The 19,992-nt window shown below is 66.6% G+C and carries 23 protein-coding genes; 11 read left to right on the forward strand and 12 right to left on the reverse strand.

What is annotated here, in order from left to right; genetic code table 11:
* Window positions 1-34: 34 nt before the first annotated feature.
* The 5 genes from QLH51_RS14925 to QLH51_RS14945 all read right to left on the reverse strand — a co-directional run bounded on the left by QLH51_RS14925 (window position 35) and on the right by QLH51_RS14945 (window position 1,980).
* Window positions 35-256: a DUF4170 domain-containing protein gene (locus QLH51_RS14925; protein WP_125660786.1), complete on the reverse strand. Its 222-nt coding sequence runs from the start codon at window positions 254-256 to the stop codon at window positions 35-37.
* 90 nt (window positions 257-346) lie between these two features.
* Window positions 347-802: a DUF883 family protein gene (locus QLH51_RS14930; protein ID WP_125660789.1), complete on the reverse strand. Its 456-nt coding sequence runs from the start codon at window positions 800-802 to the stop codon at window positions 347-349.
* A gap of 4 nt (window positions 803-806) precedes the next feature.
* On the reverse strand, window positions 807-1,109 hold the full coding sequence (locus QLH51_RS14935; protein ID WP_125660793.1) for a hypothetical protein: 303 nt from the start codon (window positions 1,107-1,109) through the stop codon (window positions 807-809).
* A complete protein-coding gene (locus QLH51_RS14940; protein WP_125660796.1) occupies window positions 1,106-1,441 on the reverse strand; it encodes a phage holin family protein in 336 nt (111 codons plus the stop codon). Before QLH51_RS14940 ends, QLH51_RS14935 begins: the two co-directional genes overlap by 4 nt.
* An 8-nt stretch (window positions 1,442-1,449) precedes the next feature.
* A complete protein-coding gene (locus tag QLH51_RS14945) occupies window positions 1,450-1,980 on the reverse strand; it encodes a hypothetical protein (RefSeq protein WP_206429206.1) in 531 nt (176 codons plus the stop codon).
* 143 nt (window positions 1,981-2,123) lie between these two features.
* On the opposite strand from QLH51_RS14945, the gene eno reads away from it, so the two are divergent.
* Together eno and QLH51_RS14955 are read left to right on the forward strand one after the other, a co-directional pair.
* Window positions 2,124-3,398, forward strand: a complete 1,275-nt coding sequence (gene eno / locus QLH51_RS14950) for a phosphopyruvate hydratase (RefSeq protein WP_125660799.1) — start codon at window positions 2,124-2,126, stop codon at window positions 3,396-3,398.
* A gap of 62 nt (window positions 3,399-3,460) precedes the next feature.
* Window positions 3,461-3,853, forward strand: a complete 393-nt coding sequence (locus QLH51_RS14955; protein WP_125660801.1) for a VOC family protein — start codon at window positions 3,461-3,463, stop codon at window positions 3,851-3,853.
* Window positions 3,854-3,865: 12 nt separating this feature from the next.
* Here QLH51_RS14955 and QLH51_RS14960 read toward each other — a convergent pair whose 3' ends face one another.
* Complete coding sequence (locus QLH51_RS14960) at window positions 3,866-4,234, reverse strand: tRNA-binding protein (RefSeq protein ID WP_125660804.1); 369 nt, start codon at window positions 4,232-4,234, stop codon at window positions 3,866-3,868.
* Between the two features lie 63 nt (window positions 4,235-4,297).
* Here QLH51_RS14960 and QLH51_RS14965 point away from each other — a divergent pair, with 63 nt between their 5' ends.
* The 3 genes from QLH51_RS14965 (at window position 4,298) to QLH51_RS14975 (ending at window position 7,245) form a co-directional block, all read left to right on the forward strand.
* Window positions 4,298-4,654, forward strand: coding sequence for an FtsB family cell division protein (locus QLH51_RS14965; protein ID WP_125660806.1), 357 nt, complete (start codon window positions 4,298-4,300; stop codon window positions 4,652-4,654).
* 100 nt (window positions 4,655-4,754) lie between these two features.
* Window positions 4,755-5,804: a pyruvate dehydrogenase (acetyl-transferring) E1 component subunit alpha gene (pdhA, locus tag QLH51_RS14970; protein WP_125660809.1), complete on the forward strand. Its 1,050-nt coding sequence runs from the start codon at window positions 4,755-4,757 to the stop codon at window positions 5,802-5,804.
* Between the two features lies 1 nt (window position 5,805).
* Window positions 5,806-7,245, forward strand: a complete 1,440-nt coding sequence (locus tag QLH51_RS14975) for a pyruvate dehydrogenase complex E1 component subunit beta (protein WP_125660813.1) — start codon at window positions 5,806-5,808, stop codon at window positions 7,243-7,245.
* A gap of 91 nt (window positions 7,246-7,336) precedes the next feature.
* On the opposite strand, the gene QLH51_RS14980 is transcribed toward QLH51_RS14975, so the two are convergent.
* The 3 genes from QLH51_RS14980 to QLH51_RS14990 are packed head-to-tail and all read right to left on the reverse strand — an operon-like array spanning window position 7,337 to window position 10,556.
* Window positions 7,337-8,011: a TadE/TadG family type IV pilus assembly protein gene (locus QLH51_RS14980; RefSeq protein WP_206429207.1), complete on the reverse strand. Its 675-nt coding sequence runs from the start codon at window positions 8,009-8,011 to the stop codon at window positions 7,337-7,339.
* The gene (locus QLH51_RS14985) at window positions 8,008-8,589 is read right to left on the reverse strand and encodes a TadE/TadG family type IV pilus assembly protein (RefSeq protein WP_206429208.1); all 582 of its coding nucleotides are present in this window, start codon (window positions 8,587-8,589) and stop codon (window positions 8,008-8,010) included. The genes QLH51_RS14980 and QLH51_RS14985 overlap by 4 nt, the downstream gene beginning before the upstream one ends.
* Window positions 8,586-10,556: a TadE/TadG family type IV pilus assembly protein gene (locus QLH51_RS14990; protein ID WP_206429209.1), complete on the reverse strand. Its 1,971-nt coding sequence runs from the start codon at window positions 10,554-10,556 to the stop codon at window positions 8,586-8,588. The genes QLH51_RS14985 and QLH51_RS14990 overlap by 4 nt, the downstream gene beginning before the upstream one ends.
* A gap of 103 nt (window positions 10,557-10,659) precedes the next feature.
* Between QLH51_RS14990 and QLH51_RS14995 the strand changes: the two genes are divergently transcribed.
* The 4 genes from QLH51_RS14995 to QLH51_RS15010 are packed head-to-tail and all read left to right on the forward strand — an operon-like array spanning window position 10,660 to window position 14,093.
* A complete protein-coding gene (locus tag QLH51_RS14995; protein WP_125660815.1) occupies window positions 10,660-11,298 on the forward strand; it encodes a hypothetical protein in 639 nt (212 codons plus the stop codon).
* A 44-nt stretch (window positions 11,299-11,342) separates the two neighbouring features.
* Window positions 11,343-11,810, forward strand: a complete 468-nt coding sequence (locus QLH51_RS15000; protein WP_125660818.1) for an EF-hand domain-containing protein — start codon at window positions 11,343-11,345, stop codon at window positions 11,808-11,810.
* 32 nt (window positions 11,811-11,842) lie between these two features.
* On the forward strand, window positions 11,843-12,286 hold the full coding sequence (locus tag QLH51_RS15005; protein WP_125660821.1) for a MerR family transcriptional regulator: 444 nt from the start codon (window positions 11,843-11,845) through the stop codon (window positions 12,284-12,286).
* Window positions 12,287-12,290: 4 nt separating this feature from the next.
* Window positions 12,291-14,093 carry an acyl-CoA dehydrogenase C-terminal domain-containing protein gene (locus tag QLH51_RS15010; RefSeq protein WP_125660824.1) on the forward strand — a complete coding sequence of 601 codons (1,803 nt, stop codon included), beginning with the start codon at window positions 12,291-12,293 and terminating at the stop codon, window positions 14,091-14,093.
* A gap of 99 nt (window positions 14,094-14,192) precedes the next feature.
* On the opposite strand, the gene purC is transcribed toward QLH51_RS15010, so the two are convergent.
* From purC to QLH51_RS15025, 3 genes are all read right to left on the reverse strand, one after another.
* On the reverse strand, window positions 14,193-14,972 hold the full coding sequence (gene purC, locus QLH51_RS15015) for a phosphoribosylaminoimidazolesuccinocarboxamide synthase (protein ID WP_125660827.1): 780 nt from the start codon (window positions 14,970-14,972) through the stop codon (window positions 14,193-14,195).
* A gap of 91 nt (window positions 14,973-15,063) precedes the next feature.
* Window positions 15,064-15,879, reverse strand: coding sequence for a hypothetical protein (locus QLH51_RS15020; RefSeq protein WP_125660829.1), 816 nt, complete (start codon window positions 15,877-15,879; stop codon window positions 15,064-15,066).
* A gap of 53 nt (window positions 15,880-15,932) precedes the next feature.
* Window positions 15,933-16,820, reverse strand: a complete 888-nt coding sequence (locus QLH51_RS15025; RefSeq protein ID WP_206429211.1) for an alpha/beta hydrolase — start codon at window positions 16,818-16,820, stop codon at window positions 15,933-15,935.
* Between the two features lie 141 nt (window positions 16,821-16,961).
* On the opposite strand from QLH51_RS15025, the gene QLH51_RS15030 reads away from it, so the two are divergent.
* Both QLH51_RS15030 and parC read left to right on the forward strand, forming a co-directional pair.
* The gene (locus QLH51_RS15030; RefSeq protein ID WP_125660832.1) at window positions 16,962-17,540 is read left to right on the forward strand and encodes a TetR/AcrR family transcriptional regulator; all 579 of its coding nucleotides are present in this window, start codon (window positions 16,962-16,964) and stop codon (window positions 17,538-17,540) included.
* Window positions 17,541-17,600: 60 nt separating this feature from the next.
* Window positions 17,601-19,853: a DNA topoisomerase IV subunit A gene (gene parC / locus QLH51_RS15035; protein WP_125660835.1), complete on the forward strand. Its 2,253-nt coding sequence runs from the start codon at window positions 17,601-17,603 to the stop codon at window positions 19,851-19,853.
* Window positions 19,854-19,992: the final 139 nt, after the last annotated feature.

The following is a 19,992-nucleotide window of genomic DNA, read 5'->3' on the forward strand; positions in this document are numbered from 1 at the left end:
AAGCTGCTCGAACCCAACGGGTTGGGCGTGGTCTTTACGCCGCCGGCAGTTCAGGTTCGAGCAGGCGGTGCAGGTGCACCACGACATATTTCATCTCGGCGTCGTCGACCGTCCGCTGGGCGGCGGCGCGCCATGCCTTTTCGGCGCTGGCATAGTCGCCGAACACGCCGACGACGTCGATCGCCTTCAGGTCGGCGAAATCGAGGGTGCGCGGATCGGTGACGCGGCCGCCGAAGACGAGGTGGAGTTTGCTCATGATCGTTCCCGCAGTGCAAAAAAAGATACGCCCCGTCGCATAGCGGACGGAGCGTACCCTTCAACCCTTAAACTGGTTGCGGCGCGGCGATCAGCCCTTGATCGCGCTCTTGCCGCTGTCGGTGGCGGCCTGCACGACGTTGCTGAACACGGTGCGCAGCTGTTCCTTCGCGCCGTCCTTGCTGGGCAGCGCGGCGGTCAGTTGTTCCTTGCCCACGTCACGCGCGGTAGCGGCGGCGGCCGTCGCGGCGGCCGACAGCTTCTTGCCGAGCGGGGCCAGCGCCTTCGTTTCCTGCGCGGTGCGCGGCAGCAGCGCGCCGAGAACGGCGCCCAGCGCAAGGCCGCCGGCCAGCACGGCGAGCGGGCTGGTCTCGATCGTGTCCGACGCAGCCCGGGCGGCATCGTGCGCAGCATCCGAGGCGCGCTTGGCGGCGTCGTGGGCCGCATCGCTGGTCGCGTGGGCGGCGGTCGACGCCTTGTCCCTGATCGTGTCGATCGTGCCGGGGTTGGTGGTGGTCGCCGTCGGGGCGTTCTTGAGTTCGCTCATGATGCTATTCCTTGTTCGGGACGGTCGGGGGCAAGGGCGATGGGGGCGGGGCGTCGCGGTGGAACAGTCGCGCGATCCGCTTGCGGGCGAGCAGCGCGACGATGCCGGTGGCGATGCCGGCGGCGACGCCGGGCCGTTCGCGGACAAGTGCGACACCGTCCTCCGCCTTGTCGCGCAGGTCGTCGGCGACGCCCGACGCGATCGTGGCAGGCGACAGGCGGTGCTTCGCCTCGGCGATACTGGCTTTCAGCCGGGCGCGTTTGACCAGCACGTCGGCCTGCGCGGCGGCAAGGGTGGGCGGGATCATGATCTGTCTCCCAGCGGCGCGAAGACGCGCTTGAACCCGCTGGCCGCCAGCTTGCCGAGTATGCCGGCGATCCCGAACGCGACGACGACGACCAGCAGCGTGGCCCAGCCCGGACCCATGACCGGCCGCAGCGACAGGATCGCGCCGACCAGCAACGCGGTGACCGCCGACAGGGCGATCACCACCGCGCCGACCGCGAGGCCGGCGGCGATGCCCGCCTGCGACCCGCGCGTACCGGCCACCGTCTTCCACAACGTCACCTCCGCCCGGGCATAGGCCCTGGCATCGTCGACGACGCGGGTAACGACCGTTCCCAGCCCCTCATCCCCCATGGTCGGGGTCAGCCCTTGGTCGACGGGATGGCGGGATCGGTGTCGACCCCGGCCTTCACGACGCGGGCCAGCACGAAACCGAGCGCGGCGGCGGTGCCGATCGCGATCGCCGGGCTCTTGCGCACGAATTCGCGTGCGTCGGCCAGCAGGTCTTCGACCTCCTTGCCGCGCAGGCCGTCCGAGAAGCCCGAGATCGCCTGCGCCGCCGAACGGGCGTACTGGCCATACTGCTCGCCCAGCTTTTCATCGACGGTTCCGGCGGCGTCGTCCATCAGCTTGGAGAATTCGTCGAGCGCGCTGGTCGCCCGCGCCTTGCCCTCGTCGACCAACCCGCGAGCCTTGTCGGTCGCCTTTGCCGACAGCCTCGACGCTTCGTCCTTCAGCGTCTGCTTCGCGCCGACCGCGGTTTCGGTCGCGCTGTCGGTCGTCGTGCCCACGGTTCCGGCGGTGGTGCCGGTCACGGGGGCGAGATCGGTGTCGAGGACGACCCCGGTGTCGTTAGTCGTCGGCGAGGTGCCGGGCCGATTGAAGTCGGTCATGACGAATCCTTTCTTCGTTTCGGTAGGAAAACCATGCGGCATCGACGCGGTTCCGTCGGGCGGAGAGGATTTGCGAGGGGCTGCCCGAATGGATAGAGGGACCGCGATCAGGCCGTTCCCACGGCGATAGAAGGAGTCGTTACGTGACCGCAATCATTCAGGTGCATGGCCGCCAGATTCTCGACAGCCGCGGCAACCCGACCGTCGAGGTCGATGTGCTGCTGGAAGATGGCAGCTTCGGCCGTGCCGCGGTCCCGTCGGGCGCGTCGACCGGCGCACACGAAGCGGTCGAGAAGCGCGATGGCGACAAGTCGGTCTATCTGGGCAAGGGCGTGCTGGGCGCGGTCGAGGCGGTGAACGGCGACATCGCCGAAGCGGTGCTGGGCATGGATGCCGAGGACCAGAGCGACATCGACGAGGCGATGATCCAGCTCGACGGGACCGAGAACAAGGGACGTCTGGGCGCGAACGCGATCCTCGGCGTCAGCCTGGCGGTGGCCAAGGCGGCGGCGGATGCCCGCGGCCTGCCGCTGTACCGCTATGTCGGCGGCGTGTCGGCACATCTGCTGCCCGTGCCGATGATGAACATCATCAATGGCGGCGAACATGCCGACAACCCGATCGATTTCCAGGAATTCATGGTGATGCCGGTCGGCGCCGACAGCATCGCCGAGGCGGTCCGCTGTGGTTCGGAAATCTTCCACACGCTCAAGAAGGGCCTGTCGGAAAAGGGCCTGTCGACGTCGGTCGGCGACGAGGGCGGCTTCGCCCCGGCGCTGAACAGCACGATCGACGCGCTTGACTTCATCATGCAGAGCATCGAGCGCGCCGGGTACAAGCCGGGTGAGGACGTGATGCTGGCGCTGGATTGCGCGGCGACCGAATTCTTCAAGGGCGGCCGGTACGAGATGGTCGGCGAGGGCAAGTCGCTTTCCCCGCACGAAATGGCAGATTACCTCGCCGACCTCGCGGCGCGCTACCCGATCCTGTCGATCGAGGACGGCATGGGCGAGGACGATTTCGAAGGCTGGAAGGCGCTGACCGACAAGATCGGCGACAAGGTCCAGCTGGTCGGCGACGACCTGTTCGTCACCAACCCGAAGCGGCTGGCGATGGGTCTGGAGCAGGGCCTCGCCAATTCGCTGCTGGTGAAGGTCAACCAGATCGGCACGCTCAGCGAAACGCTGGAGGCGGTGAACCTCGCGCAGCGCAACCGCTATACCGCGGTCATGTCGCACCGTTCAGGCGAAACCGAGGACGCGACGATCGCCGATCTGGCGGTCGCCACGAACTGCGGCCAGATCAAGACCGGGTCGCTGGCCCGTTCGGACCGGCTCGCCAAGTACAACCAGCTGATCCGCATCGAGGAAGAGCTGGCCGGCGCGGCACGCTATGCGGGGCGGTCGATCCTGCGTTGATTCACGTGCGGGAACGGGGCATTTTGCGCCCCGTTCCCGAACTTGCGATGAGAACGCGGTCGATGCGCATCTGCAATATTCTCTCCCGCAAATGCCTGCCGCTCGACGGGTTCGACGCGGCGGTCGCATTCTACGAGAAATTGATCGGGCAGGATGCGCGACGGCGGTTCGATTATCCCGAAATGCAGCTGAAGCTGGCGCAGGTCGGCAATCTGCTGCTGATCGGTGGCAGCAAGGCTGCACTGGCGCCGTTCGTCGCCACCGAGATGACGTTCCTGGTCGAGGATATCGCCGCCTGGCAGCGCCATCTGCCGACGATCGGCGCCACGGTCGTCGAGCCGGTCAAGGCGGTGCCCTCAGGGCACAACATGCTCGTCCGACACGGGGATGGCATGCTGGTCGAATATGTCGAACATCGCGACAAGCATCCCGACGACCGGATGCAGCGGGAATAGCCGCCGTCCGGATCAGAACAGCCGCCCGCCGTCCGGCACGCGCTGATCGGGCGCGAACAGCACGACCGCGCCGGCCTCGTCCGGAAAGCCCAGCGTCAGCACCTCCGACACGAACTTCCCGATCTGGCGCGGCGGGAAGTTGACCACCGCCGCGACCTGTCGCCCGACCAGCGTTGCGCAATCATAAAGTTCTGTGATCTGTGCGCTGGATCGCTTCACGCCGATGACCGGGCCAAAATCGATCGTCAGCTTGATCGCGGGCTTGCGTGCCTGCGGATAGGGTTCGGCCGACAGGATCGTGCCGACGCGGATGTCGACCTGCAGGAAGGTGTCGAAGTCGGTCGGCGCGGTCGTCTGCGCCGGGTCGTGGAGAAGGTGCATATCGGCTCCGGTCGGTGTCGAGACGGCTTGCGTGGGACGGGGCGATCCCCGACATACGCGGACATGCCGCGTTCTTCTCCCCTGCGCCAGATGCTCAAGCGTGCCGGATGGCCCGCGCTGGTGATCCTAGTGATGGGATTCTTCGCCTATCACGCCGTGCTGGGGCCGAACGGGGTGCTGGCGTATCGCGAATATCAGCGCAAGCTGACGACGCGGAAGGCGCAATATGCCTGCCTCGAAAAGGTGCGTGCCGACCTGCGCAACCGGGTGGAGTTGCTCGACCCGCGCCATGCCGATCCGGACATGGTCGACGAACTGGTCCGGCGGAAGCTGAACGTCGCGCATCCGGATGAATTCATCGTGCCGATCACCGGCGAGGCGGCGGCGCGATCGCGCTGCGGAATCCGGCTGGACGACTGATTCCGGTACGGAAGGCGGTCCCGGTTGGTTGCGCGGGCCGGCAAATCGCGCCATAGGCGGCGCTCCTAACCCATCCTTTCAGGAACGAGGCATCCGAACCGTGGCAAAAGCACCGGCGCAAGGCCGCACCAGCGAACCCGTCATTCCCAATCGCGAACGGCCGGGGGAGCCACAGCGGTACGAAGCGTCGAAAGAGGAACTGCTTTCCTTCTACAAGGAAATGCTGCTGATCCGTCGTTTCGAAGAGAAGGCGGGGCAGTTGTACGGCCTCGGCCTGATCGGTGGTTTCTGCCACCTGTATATCGGTCAGGAAGCGGTCGCGGTCGGCCTGCAGTCGGCGCTGGAATCCGGCAAGGATTCGGTCATCACCGGCTACCGCGACCACGGCCACATGCTGGCCTATGGCATCGATCCCAAGGTCATCATGGCCGAACTGACCGGGCGCGAGGCCGGCATCAGCCGCGGCAAGGGCGGGTCGATGCACATGTTCTCGACCGAGCATAAATTCTATGGCGGCCACGGCATCGTCGGCGCGCAGGTGTCGCTGGGCGCGGGCCTCGCGTTCGGGCACAAGTATGCGAACGATGGCGGCGTGTGCATGGCCTATTTCGGCGATGGCGCCGCGAACCAGGGTCAGGTGTACGAATCGTTCAACATGGCCGAGCTGTGGAAGCTCCCGATCATCTTCGTGATCGAGAACAACCAGTACGCCATGGGCACCAGCGTCAACCGCGCCTCGGCCGAGGACCAGCTGTACAAGCGCGGCGAGAGCTTCCGCATTCCCGGCATCCAGGTCGACGGCATGGACGTGCTGGCATGCCGCGGTGCCGCCGAAACGGCGCTCGAATGGGTGCGCAGCGGCAAGGGGCCGATCATCCTCGAGATGAAGACCTATCGCTATCGCGGGCATTCGATGTCGGACCCGGCCAAGTATCGCAGCCGCGATGAAGTACAGGCGGTGCGCGACAAGTCCGACCCGATCGAGGGGCTGAAGCGCGAGCTGGAAGCCGCCGGCGTGACGGAAGCCGATCTGAAGACCATCGAGCAGGACATCCGCAAGGTGGTGAACGACGCGGCGAACTTCGCCGAGAGCGCGCCCGAACCGAACCCGGAAGAACTGTACACCGACGTGCTGGTGGAGAGCTACTGAGATGCCGATCGAACTGAAGATGCCGGCGCTGTCGCCCACGATGGAAGAAGGCACGCTGGCCAAGTGGCTCGTCAAGGAAGGCGACACGGTCAAGTCGGGCGACATCATGGCCGAGATCGAGACCGACAAGGCGACGATGGAATTCGAGGCGGTCGACGAGGGCACGATCGCCCGGATCGTCGTCGCCGAGGGCACCGATAACGTGAAGGTCGGCGCGGTGATCGCGATCATCGCTGCGGAGGGCGAGGACGTCGACGCCGCCAGATCGGCGCAGCCGACCGAGGCGCGTGCCGGCGAAGCGGCCGCCGCACAGCCCAAGGCCGACGAGAAGAACGACGACAAGGCGCCGCCGGCCCCCGAAGGCACATCGCAGCAGCATGCCGAGACCGGCGCCCGCCAGCTGTTCGACGCCGCCGACCAGGAAGGCGAGACCAGCCCGGAAATCCCGGAAGGGACCGAGATGGTCAAGACCACGGTCCGCGACGCGCTGCGCGACGCGATGGCCGAGGAAATGCGGGCCGACGACCGCGTGTTCGTGATGGGCGAGGAAGTCGCCGAATATCAGGGCGCGTACAAGGTCACTCAAGGGTTGCTGGCCGAATTCGGCGACCGTCGCGTCATCGACACGCCGATCACCGAGTACGGCTTTGCCGGCATCGGCACCGGCGCGGCGATGGGCGGGTTGCGGCCGGTCATCGAGTTCATGACGTTCAACTTCGCCATGCAGGCGATCGACCACATCATCAATTCGGCGGCCAAGACCAATTACATGTCGGGCGGCCAGATGCGTTGCCCGATCGTGTTCCGCGGTCCCAACGGCGCGGCCAGCCGAGTTGGCGCGCAGCATTCGCAGAACTATGGTCCGTGGTACGCCAGCGTTCCCGGCCTGATCGTGATCGCGCCCTATGATGCGGCCGATGCGAAGGGGCTGCTGAAGGCGGCGATCCGTTCGACCGATCCGGTCGTCTTCCTTGAAAACGAGCTTATGTACGGCCGGTCGTTCGACGTGCCCAAGCTCGACGATTTCGTCCTGCCGATCGGCAAGGCGCGGATCATGAAGCCGGGCAAGGACGTGACGATCGTCAGCTACTCGATCGGCGTAGGCCTTGCGCTCGAGGCCGCCGAGAAGCTGGCCGGCGAAGGCATCGACGCGGAGGTCATCGACCTGCGCACGCTGCGTCCGCTCGACACCAGAACTGTGCTGAAGTCGCTGAAGAAGACCAACCGGCTGGTCGTGGTCGAGGAAGGTTGGCCGACCTGCTCGATCGCGTCGGAAATCGCCGCGGTGGTGATGGAGCAGGGCTTCGACGACCTCGACGCGCCGGTGCTGCGCGTCACCAACGAGGACGTGCCGCTGCCCTATGCCGCCAACCTCGAAAAGCTGGCGCTGATTACCAGCGACAAGGTGGTCGAGGCGGTGAAGAAGGTGACCTACAAGTAGGCACCTGTCCGGACGGGCAAACGGAACGGGGCCGGTATCGCGTGATGGCGATGCCGGCCCCTTCTGCGTTCGGGTGGTGGTGCGTCGCCGCTCAGGTCGTGTAGCGATCGCAGGTCATGCGCTCGGGCGCCTGCGGCGTGGGATCGGTCACCCCGGTCGACAGCTCGCGATTGTCGCGCACGATGTAGGAGGCGGTCTGCCGCAGCCGCTTCTGCCCGAGGAAATAGGGCGAGATCAGGGGCTGATAGTCGTAGTTCACCTCGACGAAGATCACCGCCGAGTTGGCCGGGGCGGTGACGGGCTGCGTCGGGTCGCCCATCCCGCGGAACGCCCCGCCCGCCGCCCCGCCAGCGCCCTGTACGCCGTAGCTGGAATCATAGTTCAGCCCCTGCTTCAGTCCGACGCAACGCTGCCAGTGGATCCATTGCGCGCCGTTCTTCACCTCGAGGCTGGAGATGGTGACACGGCCGTTGGTCGTCAGCGCGAGGTTCGCCGTCTGGCGGCGGAGCCCCTCGATCACTTCGTTGATGTCGACCTCGCGCAGTTGCTGCGTCGCCATGGTGGTGTCGACGCCGACGCGCGAAATGTTGTCGGCCAGCGTCAGCGTGGCCTGGCTCAGGCGCAACTGCTGCACGCCGAAATTGGACAGCTCGATCGCGTACAGCCCGATCGGCAGGACGATCGGCAGCGAGAGCGCGAACTCCATCATCGCCACGGCGCGGCGCTCGCGCAGCAGGGCGCGGAAGGGGAAGGGGTGCCGCATCATCCGCACCGCGTCTCGGGCGCGCTGGACGCCTGCGACCCATAGGGCTGGTTCTTCAGCCGGGTACTGGCGCTGATGAACTGCTTGTCGGGCAGGCCCATCATCGCGGTCAGCGGAAACAGCCGGGGATAGGTGACCGTCATCGTATAGACGGTGATGTCGTTGGCGCCGCCCTGTCCGCTGCTGCCCGGATCGGCGTCCCACCGGATGTTGTTGTTGACGTCGGTATAGCATTCGCCCGGATCATACCGGTTGTTGTGGTTCGCATCGTCGAACGGTTCCGCGCTGATGGTCGAATAGCTGCGGTAATATTTGCGGTCGCTCTGCCATTGGAGGTTCCGGGCGATCGGGCGCACCTGCGCGATGACCGCCGCATCGAGCGTCGCGGTGGCCGCGGTCGACGCGTTCCCTTCCAGCGTTCCGCGCCGTCCCGCCGCCTGCACCGCGCCGGTCAGCACCGCCTGCATATAGGCGCGGTAGCACAGGTCGAACAGACCCATGAGCAACAGCATCATCACCGGCGCGACGAGCGCGAATTCGACCAGCGTCGCACCGCGGGCGTCGCGGGCGAACCGCTTCACCGCGACACCCGCAGCTTGGCGATCTGGGCGGCGATATTGCTGAAGGCATTGTTGAGCTGGGCGGTATTGCTCGCCTCGAACGCGCGGCCGTCCGACGCGCAATTGCTGAGCATCGGCGACAGGGTAGTGCCGAAGGCAATGACCCAGACGGTGATGTTCTTGCGACGCGCGACGTCGCACAGCGCGGACAGGCGATTGGCGACGATCGTGTTCTGTTGCGTGTCGGTCGGCATCCCGCTGGTCCGGCGCTGATCGAGCGCCGACAAGCCATAGGCTTCGTAGACCTGACGGCTGGTATCGGTCTGGCCATCGGTCATGAAGATCAGGTGGCGCGAGATCTGGCTGCCGCCGGGTGCCACGTTGTCGCTGGCGAACAGCCCGGTCGGCGACATGAGGCGCAGTCCCCACAGAAAGCCGATGTCATGGTGCGTGGCACCGCCGACCGTCAGGGTATTCACGAAGCTGACCAGATTGCCGCGATTGACCATCTGCATTCGCTGTGCCGGGCTGGGGCAATATGCCAGGCGGTTGCCGTTGGCGTTGTAATCGCCGATGTTCGTGTAGTTCGCACTCGTCGTTATGGTCTGGGTCTGCCAGTTGTTTATGTCTTGCCGGGCATAGACCAGCTCCGGCAGCCACGGTTTCCACTGGGTCGCCGGGTCCGAGGTCGGAATCATGTCGACGTCAAGGTCGTACGCCGCTGTCGGAATGGTGGGATAGGTGTCCTGCTTGACGGTCTGTCGTTCTTCGATGCACGCGGAAACGGCGTTCCACGATACGTCGCGGAACTTGTGGTTGTCGCCAACCTGTACGCTGATCTTGCCGCCGCTGACCGTTTGCCCGTTGCCCTTCAACGGCCGGACATCATATTCCACCGGACGATATTGCCAGTTGTAGACAGTAGTGGTGGTGGTGGTCTTCTTGCCCTTGTTCGGGTTTCGCTTGTAATAATCGGTCCGGGTCTGGACGACATTGTCATACCAGTTTTCGTAGATGGTGCAGACACCATTCGAAATGCTTGCCCAATAGGTGCTGCCGTTCGCGCGTGCCGTGGTGTATTGGGTATATTCGTTGTTGGGCGCGGGCTGCCACGGATCGCTTTTCCACTGTTCCCCGTAGGTGTTGGCAGGCGCCACACAGTTTTCGTTCGATCCCCGCCAGTTGCGCTGGCCCGAGTTCCCGCTCTGCCGTGTCCATCCGCTCCATTTGTACCAGACATAGTCGGCATTGTCGGTCGTCGTGGAAGTGGACGTGGTCGTGCCATCGGGAATACGCGACTGGTAGGTCCATTTGTCGGCGACCCATTCGGGCTTGAGCAGCAGCCCGACATTGACGTTGGACGAATACGGGACCGCGCCATAGCGGACCTGCGTCCCCGACTTCTTGGCGGATTCCACCGTGTCGTAGAAATTGATGACGGCATTGCGCAGCCCGGTGATCTTGTTCGCGCTGTCCCCCGGGTTGGTGTCGGCCATCGATCCGGTGGTATCGAGCACGAACATGATGTCGAGATTCGGAATCTCGAGCTTGGCTTCGCACGCGACCGAGACGGTCACCGGCGCGAAGCCGGCCATCTTCATCAACGTCATCGGCACCGTTGCGCTGGCGGTACCCGCCACCTGGTTTTCGACCGTCCGTACGGGAACGAAGGACGGGGACTGCGATCCCATCATGCCGGTCTTGAAGTTGTTCGCGAAGAACGCCTGCGCTTGTCGCTGCGCGTTCGTGTTGAAATCGGTGCCGTCCATGAACTTGCGGCCGGCCAGCACGCCCGCATCACAGGCCTGTTGCAGACGCACCTTCACATAATAGACGCGCGCGGTGTCGATCGCCGATCCGGCCATGCCGACCAGCGGGATGAGCGCGATCGCCATCATCGCCAGCGTGTTGCCGCGGCGGTCGCGGGCCAGCCGGCCGAGGATGCCCCCCGGCTGTCTTTCCGCAACCACGCCCGTCGATCCGTTCATTCCCGCCTGTCCCCAGTCGCGCCGGGGCGGACCCCGCGCATTTCACAGGCTTTCATGCACCATCGGGGTTGACGGATGTTTAAGAGGCGGGCTCACCGGGCCGATGCAAAATGACTCGGAACGTACGCTGGCCCTGGCCTATGCCCCCGATGACGGGCGCCGTGCCGCGCTGGCGGCGCTGCTGATGCTCGACGCCGCGCTGGGGGAGGTCGTCGCATCCACCACGCAGCCCGCGCTGGGCCAAATCCGTCTGGCATGGTGGCGTGAACAACTCGTCAAGCTCGATACCCACGCGCCGCCGGCGATGTCCGAGCTGGTGACGCTGGCCGACAGGGTGCTGCCACGCGGGGTACGCGGGACGGAACTGGCGGAGATGGTTGCCGGCTGGGACGTGCTGATCGAGGAGGAGGCGCTGGACGATGTCGCGCTCGGGCGGTTCGCGGCGGAACGGGGCGGGCGGCTGTTCACGCTCGCCGCGCGGGTGCTGGGCGGCGAGCCGATGCGGGCGGAGCGGCCGGGGCGCGGCTGGGCGCTGGCCGACCTGTCGCACCGCGTGGAGGATGCGACGGCGCGCGGGCGGGCCGAGGCGATGGCACGCGACGCGCTGGCCGGCCCGCTGACAGGCGTGGCGAAACCGCTGGGGCTGATGGCGCTGTCGGCGCGGATGGACCTGGCGGGGGTGCCGGCGGGCGGGCCGAAGCGGGCGGCGCGGCTGTTGTGGTTCGGGCTTGCCGGGCGCTGAGCCTTGCGGTGTAACGTTGCGGGCAGGTGACGGGGGACAGGGCGATGGGGCGATTCTTGGCAGGCGTAGGGGCGGCACTGGCGCTGGTCGCCGCCGGATTGTTCCTGTTCCGCAGCAACGCGGCGACCGAAACGCTGCCGCCGCCGCCCGCGGCCGTCGCCGCGGCGCCCGGGCAAGCTGGCGAAGCCGATCCGGGCGATCCGCCGGCGGCGACCGCGCGAACCCGCGAGCAGAAGCGGTTCGACCGTTATGACAAGGATCGCGACGGGCGCGTCACCCGCGACGAATATCTGGCGTCGCGACGCAAGGCCTATGCGAAGCTCGACACCAATGGCGACGGGCGGCTGAGCTTCGACGAATGGGCGGCCAAGACGACCACGAAGTTCGCGACCGCCGACAAGGGCCGCGACGGTGCGCTGGACGCGGCCGAGTTCGCGACGACCGCGGTCAGGCGCAAGCAGCCGAGGCGGGTCGAGTGTCCGCCCGCGACCACTTCGGCGGAGGAAATTTGACGTTCACGTCAACGTAAACTAGCGTTTGCGGTATGGTGGTTACCCTGACCGACAGCGCCGAGTCGAGCGAGACCGATCGTTTCTCGATCACCGACCTGTGCAACGACTTCGGCGTCACCGCGCGGGCGCTGCGCTTCTACGAGGACGAAGGCCTGATCGCGCCCGAACGCCGCGGGCTGGCGCGCATCTATTCGCAGCGCGACCGGGTGCGGCTGGCGTGGATCCTGCGCGGCAAGCGGGTGGGGTTCAGCCTCGCCGATATCCGCGAGATGATCGACCTGTACGACATCGGCGACGGTCGCGTCGTGCAGCGGCAGGTGACGGTGCAGAAATGCCGCGACCGCATCGCCTTCCTCGAAAACCAGCGCCGCGACATCGACGCGGCGATCGCCGAACTCGGCGACTTCGTATCCACGATCGAAGCGCTCCCCCATTCCACCGCCCCGACAGAGGGCGCGTCCCCGGAGAAGGATTGACCCGATGCCCAGCTATACCCCGCCCGTCCGCGACACCCGTTTCATCCTCGACCATGTCCTGAAGATCGGCGACCATGCCGCGCTGCCGGGCTTTGCCAATGCGACCCCCGACACGGTCGAGGCGGTGCTGGAAGAGGGTGGCCGCTTCGTGGCGGAGGTGCTGTTCCCGCTGAACGCGTCGGGCGACCAGCAGGGCTGCACCCGTCATGCCGATGGCAGCGTGACGACCCCCGACGGGTTCAAGGACGCGTACCGCCAGTTCGTCGAAGCGGGCTGGGGCACGCTGTCGGCGCCCGAGCAGTTCGGCGGGCAGGCGATGCCGCATGTCGTGGCGACCGCGTTCGAGGAATATCTGATCTCCGCCAACATGGCGTTTGCGATGTATCCGGGCCTTACCCACGGCGCGATCGCCGCGCTGCTGGTGAAGGGTTCGCCCGAGCAGCAGCAACGGTACGTCCCGAAGATGGTGTCGGGCGAATGGGGCGGCACCATGAACCTGACCGAGTCGCAATGCGGCACCGACCTCGGCCTCATCAAGACGCGCGCGGTGCCCAACGACGACGGGTCATGGGCGATCACGGGCACGAAGATATTCATCTCGTCGGGCGAGCATGACCTGACCGACAACATCATTCACCTCGTCCTCGCCAAGACGCCGGGCGCGCCGGAAAGCTCGAAGGGGATTTCGCTGTTCGTCGTGCCGAAGTTCCTGGTGAACGACGACGGATCGCTGGGCGACCGGAACCCGGTGACCTGCGGCTCGATCGAGCACAAGATGGGCATCCACGCCAATTCGACCTGCGTCCTGAACTATGACGGGGCGAAGGGCTGGCTGGTCGGCGACGAGATGAAGGGGCTGGCGGCGATGTTCATCATGATGAACGCGGCGCGGCTGGGCGTGGGGTTGCAGGGGCTGGGCGTGGCGGAAACCGCATATCAGAATGCGGTGATCTATGCCGGCGACCGGCGGCAGGGACGGGCGCTGACCGGACCGGCGGAACCGGAGGAAAAGGCCGATGCGCTGTTCGTCCATCCCGACGTCCGCCGGATGCTGATGGAGGGCAAGGCGCTGACCGAGGGCCTCCGTGCGCTGTGCCTGTGGGGTGCGTTGCAGGTCGACCTCGCGCATATGAGCACCGATGCGGCCGAGCGAGAGCTGGCCGACGACCTCGTCTCGCTGCTGACCCCGGTCATCAAGGGCTATGGCACCGACAAGGGTTATGACATCGCGACCAACGCGCAGCAGGTCTATGGCGGGCACGGCTACATCGCCGAATGGGGCATGGAGCAATATGTCCGCGATGCCCGGATCGCGATGATCTACGAAGGCACCAACGGCGTGCAGGCGATGGACCTCGTCGGGCGCAAGCTGGCGCAGAACGGCGGCCGCGCGGTCCAGCACTTCTTCCGCATCGTCGGCGAGGAGATCGCCACCGCCAAGGGTTCGGACGCGACGCGCGACTTCGCCGAACGGCTGGAGCGGGGCCTCAAGGACCTGCAGGCGGCGACGATGTGGTTCATGGGCAACGGCATGCAGAATCCCGACCATGTCGGCGCGGGCGCGCATTCGTACATGCACGTCATGGGCATCGTCGCGACGGGTCTGATGTGGCTGCGCATGCTGACCGCGGCGGAAGCGCTGGCGGCGTCGGGCAAGGGCGATCCGAAATTCGTCGAGGGCAAGCGGGTGACCGCACGCTTCTATGCCGAGCGGGTCCTTCCGGACACCGGGGCGCTCCGGCGCAAGATCGAGGGCGGGGCCGATGCGGTAATGGCGCTCGATCCGGCGCTGTTCGCGCGGGGCTGAGGGTTCGGCGTGGCATATCGCCAAATTGGGCGAGATGCCACACCGACTACCGCGTCACCCCAGCCTGCGCCGGGGTGACGCTATTGGTCGAATCCGCCCCTACTTCTCGCGCTTCTTGCGATGCGTTTCGAGGTCGAGCACAGCCGAGTCCGCGCCTTCGGGCATCAGGCCCAGGCGGCGGGCGACTTCCTGATAGGCCTCGACCTCGCCGCCGAGGTCGCGGCGGAATCGGTCCTTGTCGAGCTTTTCGTTGGTGGTCATGTCCCACAGGCGGCAACCGTCCGGGCTGATTTCGTCCGCAAGGATGATGCGGCTGAAGTCGTTGTCCCAGATGCGGCCGAATTCGAGTTTGAAGTCAACCAGCCGGATGTTGATCCCGGCGAACAGTCCCGACAGGAAGTCGTTCACCCGGATCGCCATGTCGGCCATCTCGTGTAATTCGTCCTGCGCCGCCCAGCCGAAGCACAGGATATGTTCGTCCGACACCATCGGATCGCCGAGTGCGTCGTCCTTGTAATAATATTCGATGATCGTGCGGGGCAGCTGCTGCCCTTCCTCGATCCCCAGCCGCTTGCTGATCGAACCGGCGGCGACGTTGCGTACCACGACCTCGATCGGCACGATCTCCACCTGCCGGATCAGCTGCTCGCGCATGTTGAGGCGGCGGATGAAGTGCGTCGGCACGCCGATATTGCCGAGCATGGTGAAGACATGCTCGGAAATCCGGTTGTTCAACACGCCCTTGCCGTTGATCGTACCCTTTTTCTGGGCGTTGAAGGCGGTAGCGTCGTCCTTGAAATACTGGATGAGCGTGCCAGGCTCCGGACCCTCGTACAGGATCTTTGCCTTGCCTTCGTAGATCTGGCGGCGGCGAGCCATGCGATTCCCTTCGAAAACGGCGTGGGGTCCCGACGCGTGGTCCGGCCCGTGCGGAAAGCCGCCGCATAGCGGATGGGGCGGCCCCACGCAATCAGGTGGCGGGGGCGACCTGTCCCGGCAGGAAGCGGCGGGCACGGCGCCATGCCCAAAGTCCCAGCAGCACCAGCAGCACCAGCAGCAACGGCGGCAGCGCGAGGCCGAACAGCGCCAACGCGGTGCCGATCGTCCAGCGCGCCGAGGCCAGCGACAGGTCAGCGGCGCGGGTGAAGGGGGATGCCGGATCGAAGCCGCGGATCGCCTCGCCCGAGCGATATTCGAACGTCACCGGCGTCGCGGCCAGCGCCGCGCGCTGTTCGGCGATCGCGGCCGCGGCGTCGCGTTCCGATCCCGTCGCGGACGCGCGCTGCCGTTCGAGTTCGGCGCGTGCCTCCCGCGTGGTGGCGTTGCTGCGCGCGTCGATCGCGGCGCGATCGGCGACCGCGGCGTCGCGCGCCTGCGCCAGCTGGTCGATCTTTGCCCCCGCATCCTCGCCGGTGATCTCGGAATCGAGCAGCATGCCCTCCGCCGCCTCGACCCCGCGAATGCCGTCGCGGCCGAAGGTGCGGGCGAGGTCGGGGGCGAGCGAGAAGCCGAGCAGCGCCGAGATGTCGTTATCCTCGCTGCGGGTATAGCGCATCGCCGTGATCCGGCAGCGCGCGATGCCCAGTCGTTCGCACGCCGCGGCATGGGCCTCCTGCACCGCCGCGATCCGTCCGGCGGGCAGGCGAAAGCCGTAGCGATAGGTGAAGGCGACGCCCGGGGCGGCGGTGACGTCGACGCCGGGGGCGGTCGGTTCCCCATGATCGCCGGGCGCCTTGCTGCATCCGGCAAGGAGCAGCACCGTCAGAACGAAAGCCCGGTTACGCATACGCCACCTCTGCCTTAATTGAGGCTGAAATGTGGCGCAAATGGGGCAGATCGTCAAGCGTGTGGCAGAGCGGGCGGTCGAGCAGCTGGAACGAGAGCCTTACGCACCAGTTCGACCGCCTTGGTCCAGGCGGGCGTGCCGGGCGAGATCAGTTCGACATGGCCGGTATTGCCGACCGCGTGCAGCGCCACCCGGTCGCCGGCGGCGCGGGCCGCGGCGGCATAGGCGGGGGCCATGCGTGCCGGTACGATCCGGTCCTCGCGTCCGTTCAGCAGGTCGGCGGGCACGCCGATCGGCAGCAGGCGGGGGACCGAGGTGTCGGCGAAGCGATCCGGGCCGTCGCCGACGAGCCGTGCGATCACGTCGGTGCCGCACCCATTGTCCGGGCTCGCCGCGACCGCCGCGAGGTCGGGCAGGCCACCCAGACTGACGACATGGGCGATCGGCAGGGGATCGGGCGTGACGAGCGGGCTGGCGGCGGGCAGGCGGGGCCGCGCCGCCAGCCACAGCGCGAGATGGCCGCCCGCCGAATGACCGACCGCGACGATCCGCGACAGGTCGAGGCGAAGGTCGTCGGCATGGACGCGCAACAGGTCGCTCGCGGCGGCGGCGTCGCGGAACGTGCCGGGATAGCCGCCGCCGTCGCGGTCGACCCCGCGATACTCGATGTTCCACACCGCGATCCCGGCGTCGCGCAGGTCGGCGCAGGCCCAGTCCATCAGCCGGCGGTCGGCGATCGAACTCTGCCAGCACCCGCCATGCACCATCAATACCGTCGGCCAGCGGTCCGCCGGCTGCCCTGACGGCAGCCACAGGTCGACGGTCTGCAACCGGTCCGGTCCGTAGGCGAAGCCGCGATCGGGTTCGGGGCGCGGCCGGCCGGTCAGGTCCGGCCATTGCATCGGGACCCGGGGCGAGGGGGTCTGGCGGGGTGGTGTCATGCCGCCATCCTTGCAACATTCCGGACGGACACGACAATCGGGTGTAATATCGTATAATCAATTTGTGCGCTTTCCGTGCGCGGGGTAAGGACGGAACGGGGATGGCAAGGCTACCGGTCGGTGGCCCCGAGGGGGTATGACGTGGGACGCATTCGTACGATCGAACGAGACAAGCTGCTGGACTCCGCCGAGGCGGTAACGATGGAGAAGGGACCTGCCGGACTGACCATCGCCGCGGTGGCCGAGCAGATGGGCATTACCAACGGCGGCGTGCAATACAGCTTTCGCAGCAAGGAATCGCTGATCGCGGCGATGTTCGAACGATGGCAGCAGGATTATGCCGCGCACATGATCGATCTGGGCGCAACGGCGGACGATGACGCTTCGCGGGTCCGGGCGCATATCGCCTATGCCGCCGACTATGACAACCGCTCGCGGCGTCGTGCCCCCAGCCTGCTGGTGTCGCTGCTCAATTCGCCGCAGCACATGCTCCAGATCCGCAGGTGGTATCGCAACCGGGTCGATGCGATCGACCTGTCGACGCCCGAGGGGCGCTGGCTGCGCCTCGCCTTTCTGGCGATGGAGGGAGCGTTCCTGATGCGGCTGTTCGGGCTGATCGAGATGGAGGATGCCGAATGGCAGTCGATCGTCGCCGACGTCCTCGAACTGTGCGACGGCAAGCTGCCGTGCGCGGCGGGACAGGGGTTGCAGGCGGCCTGATCCCGGTTCGTTCCAATTCGCCTCTCGCGGGGGGCGGCAACCCCTGCTATCGCATCGCCGATGGCAAGTGATCTGACCGACCCGATAACGCCGATCGGCGTGTTCGATGCACCGTTCGACAGCGCGTTGTCCGAACGATACCTCGTCTACGCGCTGTCGACGATCACCGCGCGGTCGTTGCCCGATGTGCGCGACGGGTTGAAGCCAGTACATCGTCGCCTGCTGTGGGCGATGCGGTTGCTCAAGCTCGACCCGGCGTCGGGGTACAAGAAATGCGCGCGCGTCGTCGGCGACGTGATCGGCAAATACCATCCGCATGGCGACCAGTCGGTCTATGACGCGATGGTCCGGTTGGCGCAGGACTTCGCGCTGCGCTATCCGCTGGTCGACGGGCAGGGCAATTTCGGCAACATCGACGGCGATAACGCCGCGGCGTACCGCTATACCGAGGCGCGGCTGACGCAGGTCGCGATCGACCTGATGGCCGGCCTCGACGAGGATGCGACCGATTTCCGCCCGACCTATAATGGCGAGGAGCAGGAGCCCGAGCTGTTCCCCGGCATGTTCCCGAACCTGCTGGCCAACGGCGCCAGCGGGATCGCGGTCGGCATGGCGACCAGCGTGCCGCCGCACAACGCCGCCGAACTGTTCGATGCCGCGATCGTGCTGGTCGATCAGCCCGAGGCGGACGACGCGGCGGTGCTGGCGCATGTCCGCGGCCCCGATTTCCCGACGGGGGGCATCGTCGTCGATCCCCCCGCCGCGATCCGGGAAGCCTATGCCACCGGCCGCGGCGGGTTTCGCGTGCGCGCGCGGCACGAGATCGAGCGCGAGAAGGGCGGCGGCTGGCAGATCGTCGTGACGCAAATCCCGTACGGGGTGCAGAAGGGCAAGCTGATCGAACAGATCGCCGCCCTCATCAACGACAGGAAGCTGCCGATCCTGACCGACGTCCGCGACGAATCGGATGCCGAGATCCGCATCGTCCTCGAACCGCGCAGCCGTACCGTGGACGCGGGCGTGCTGATGGACGGACTATTCCGGCTGACCGATCTGGAAACGCGGGTGCCGCTGAACCTCAACGTGCTCGACAAGGATCGCACGCCGCGGGTCATGTCGCTGCGCGAGGCGCTGAAGGCGTGGGTCGACCATCAGTTCGTCGTGCTGCGCCGGCGCAGCGAGCATCGGCTGGCGAAGATCGCCGACCGGATCGAACTGCTCGACGGCTATCTGGCTGCCTATCTCAATCTCGACCGGGTGATCGCGATCATCCGCACCGAGGACGAGCCGAAGCCGGTGTTGATCGCCGAATTCGACCTGACCGACCGGCAGGCGGAGGCGATCCTGAACATGCGGCTGCGCAGTTTGCGCAAGCTGGAGGAAATGGAAATCCGCGGCGAGCGGTCGAAGCTGGAGAAGGAGCAGGCCGACCTGACGCTGCTGCTGTCGAGCGAGGCACGGCAGCGGACGCGGATGAAGCGCGACCTGACGAAGATGCGCGACCGCTATGGCAGCGAAACGACGCTCGGCCGGCGGCGCACCACGATCGAGGAAGCCGCCCCCGCGCGCGAGATTCCGGCGGAGGCGATGATCGAGCGCGAGCCGCTGACCGTCATCCTGTCGCAGCGCGGCTGGGTGCGGGCGCTGCGCGGGCATGTCGACCTCGCCTCTGCCGACACCGCACGGTTCAAGGAAGGCGACGGCCCCGCCTTCGCCTTTCACGGGCACACCACCGACAAGCTGTTGCTGACGACCGATGGCGGGCGATTCTATACGCTGGGCGCGGACAAGCTGCCCGGCGGGCGCGGCTTCGGCGAGCCGGTGCGGGCGATGATCGACCTCGACGGCGATGCGCGGATCGTCGGCCTGTGGCGCGCGGCGTCGTCGGACCGGCTGCTGCTGGCGGCTACCGACGGACGGGGTTTTGCGGTGCGCGTGGCGGATGTGCTGGCGGAGACGCGCAAGGGCAAGCAGGTGATGTCGCCGCGTCCAGGCGCGAAGCTGAAAGTCGTGCGGCCGATCGGCGCGCAGGACGATTACGTCGCGTCGATCGGCGACAACCGGAAACTGGTGCTGTTTCCCTTGAGCGAACTGGCCGAGATGGCACGCGGGCAGGGCGTGCAGTTGCAGCGGTTCCGCGACGGCGGCCTGTCCGACGCGCGTACGCTGCGCTTCGCCGACGGGCTGCACTGGACGATGGGCGGCGAGACGGGGCGGATGCGCACCGAAAGCGACCTGTCGCCATGGCGCGCGGCGCGCGGGGCGGCCGGACGGATGCCGCCCAACGGATTTCCGCGCGACAATCGCTTCTGATAACGATCGCAATCATAGCGTATTCGATTTCAGAAGCTTTTAACTTCCATGCGCCATACCGCGGTCAATGGCTTTCGGTCGGCAGATCCTTTCGGCGTTCAGGTCGCAACCGCTTTCCGGTGAGATTCCGGCTGGCACG

This window comes from Sphingomonas sp. 2R-10, assembly GCF_030062225.1.
Taxonomy (GTDB): Bacteria; Pseudomonadota; Alphaproteobacteria; order Sphingomonadales; family Sphingomonadaceae; genus Sphingomonas.

Bases quoted from the DNA above. Each gene is read 5' to 3' on its own strand.
- QLH51_RS14925 (WP_125660786.1), bottom strand. From the start codon at position 256: ATGAGCAAACTCCACCTCGTCTTCGGCGGCCGCGTCACCGATCCGCGC.
- QLH51_RS14930 (WP_125660789.1), bottom strand. From the start codon at position 802: ATGAGCGAACTCAAGAACGCCCCGACGGCGACCACCACCAACCCCGGC.
- QLH51_RS14935 (WP_125660793.1), bottom strand. From the start codon at position 1,109: ATGATCCCGCCCACCCTTGCCGCCGCGCAGGCCGACGTGCTGGTCAAA.
- QLH51_RS14940 (WP_125660796.1), bottom strand. From the start codon at position 1,441: ATGGGGGATGAGGGGCTGGGAACGGTCGTTACCCGCGTCGTCGACGAT.
- QLH51_RS14945 (WP_206429206.1), bottom strand. From the start codon at position 1,980: ATGACCGACTTCAATCGGCCCGGCACCTCGCCGACGACTAACGACACC.
- QLH51_RS14955 (WP_125660801.1), top strand. From the start codon at position 3,461: ATGCGCATCTGCAATATTCTCTCCCGCAAATGCCTGCCGCTCGACGGG.
- QLH51_RS14960 (WP_125660804.1), bottom strand. From the start codon at position 4,234: ATGCACCTTCTCCACGACCCGGCGCAGACGACCGCGCCGACCGACTTC.
- QLH51_RS14965 (WP_125660806.1), top strand. From the start codon at position 4,298: ATGCCGCGTTCTTCTCCCCTGCGCCAGATGCTCAAGCGTGCCGGATGG.
- QLH51_RS14975 (WP_125660813.1), top strand. From the start codon at position 5,806: ATGCCGATCGAACTGAAGATGCCGGCGCTGTCGCCCACGATGGAAGAA.
- QLH51_RS14980 (WP_206429207.1), bottom strand. From the start codon at position 8,011: ATGATGCGGCACCCCTTCCCCTTCCGCGCCCTGCTGCGCGAGCGCCGC.
- QLH51_RS14990 (WP_206429209.1), bottom strand. From the start codon at position 10,556: ATGAACGGATCGACGGGCGTGGTTGCGGAAAGACAGCCGGGGGGCATC.
- QLH51_RS14995 (WP_125660815.1), top strand. From the start codon at position 10,660: ATGCAAAATGACTCGGAACGTACGCTGGCCCTGGCCTATGCCCCCGAT.
- QLH51_RS15000 (WP_125660818.1), top strand. From the start codon at position 11,343: ATGGGGCGATTCTTGGCAGGCGTAGGGGCGGCACTGGCGCTGGTCGCC.
- QLH51_RS15005 (WP_125660821.1), top strand. From the start codon at position 11,843: ATGGTGGTTACCCTGACCGACAGCGCCGAGTCGAGCGAGACCGATCGT.
- QLH51_RS15010 (WP_125660824.1), top strand. From the start codon at position 12,291: ATGCCCAGCTATACCCCGCCCGTCCGCGACACCCGTTTCATCCTCGAC.
- purC (WP_125660827.1), bottom strand. From the start codon at position 14,972: ATGGCTCGCCGCCGCCAGATCTACGAAGGCAAGGCAAAGATCCTGTAC.
- QLH51_RS15020 (WP_125660829.1), bottom strand. From the start codon at position 15,879: ATGCGTAACCGGGCTTTCGTTCTGACGGTGCTGCTCCTTGCCGGATGC.
- QLH51_RS15025 (WP_206429211.1), bottom strand. From the start codon at position 16,820: ATGACACCACCCCGCCAGACCCCCTCGCCCCGGGTCCCGATGCAATGG.
- parC (WP_125660835.1), top strand. From the start codon at position 17,601: ATGGCAAGTGATCTGACCGACCCGATAACGCCGATCGGCGTGTTCGAT.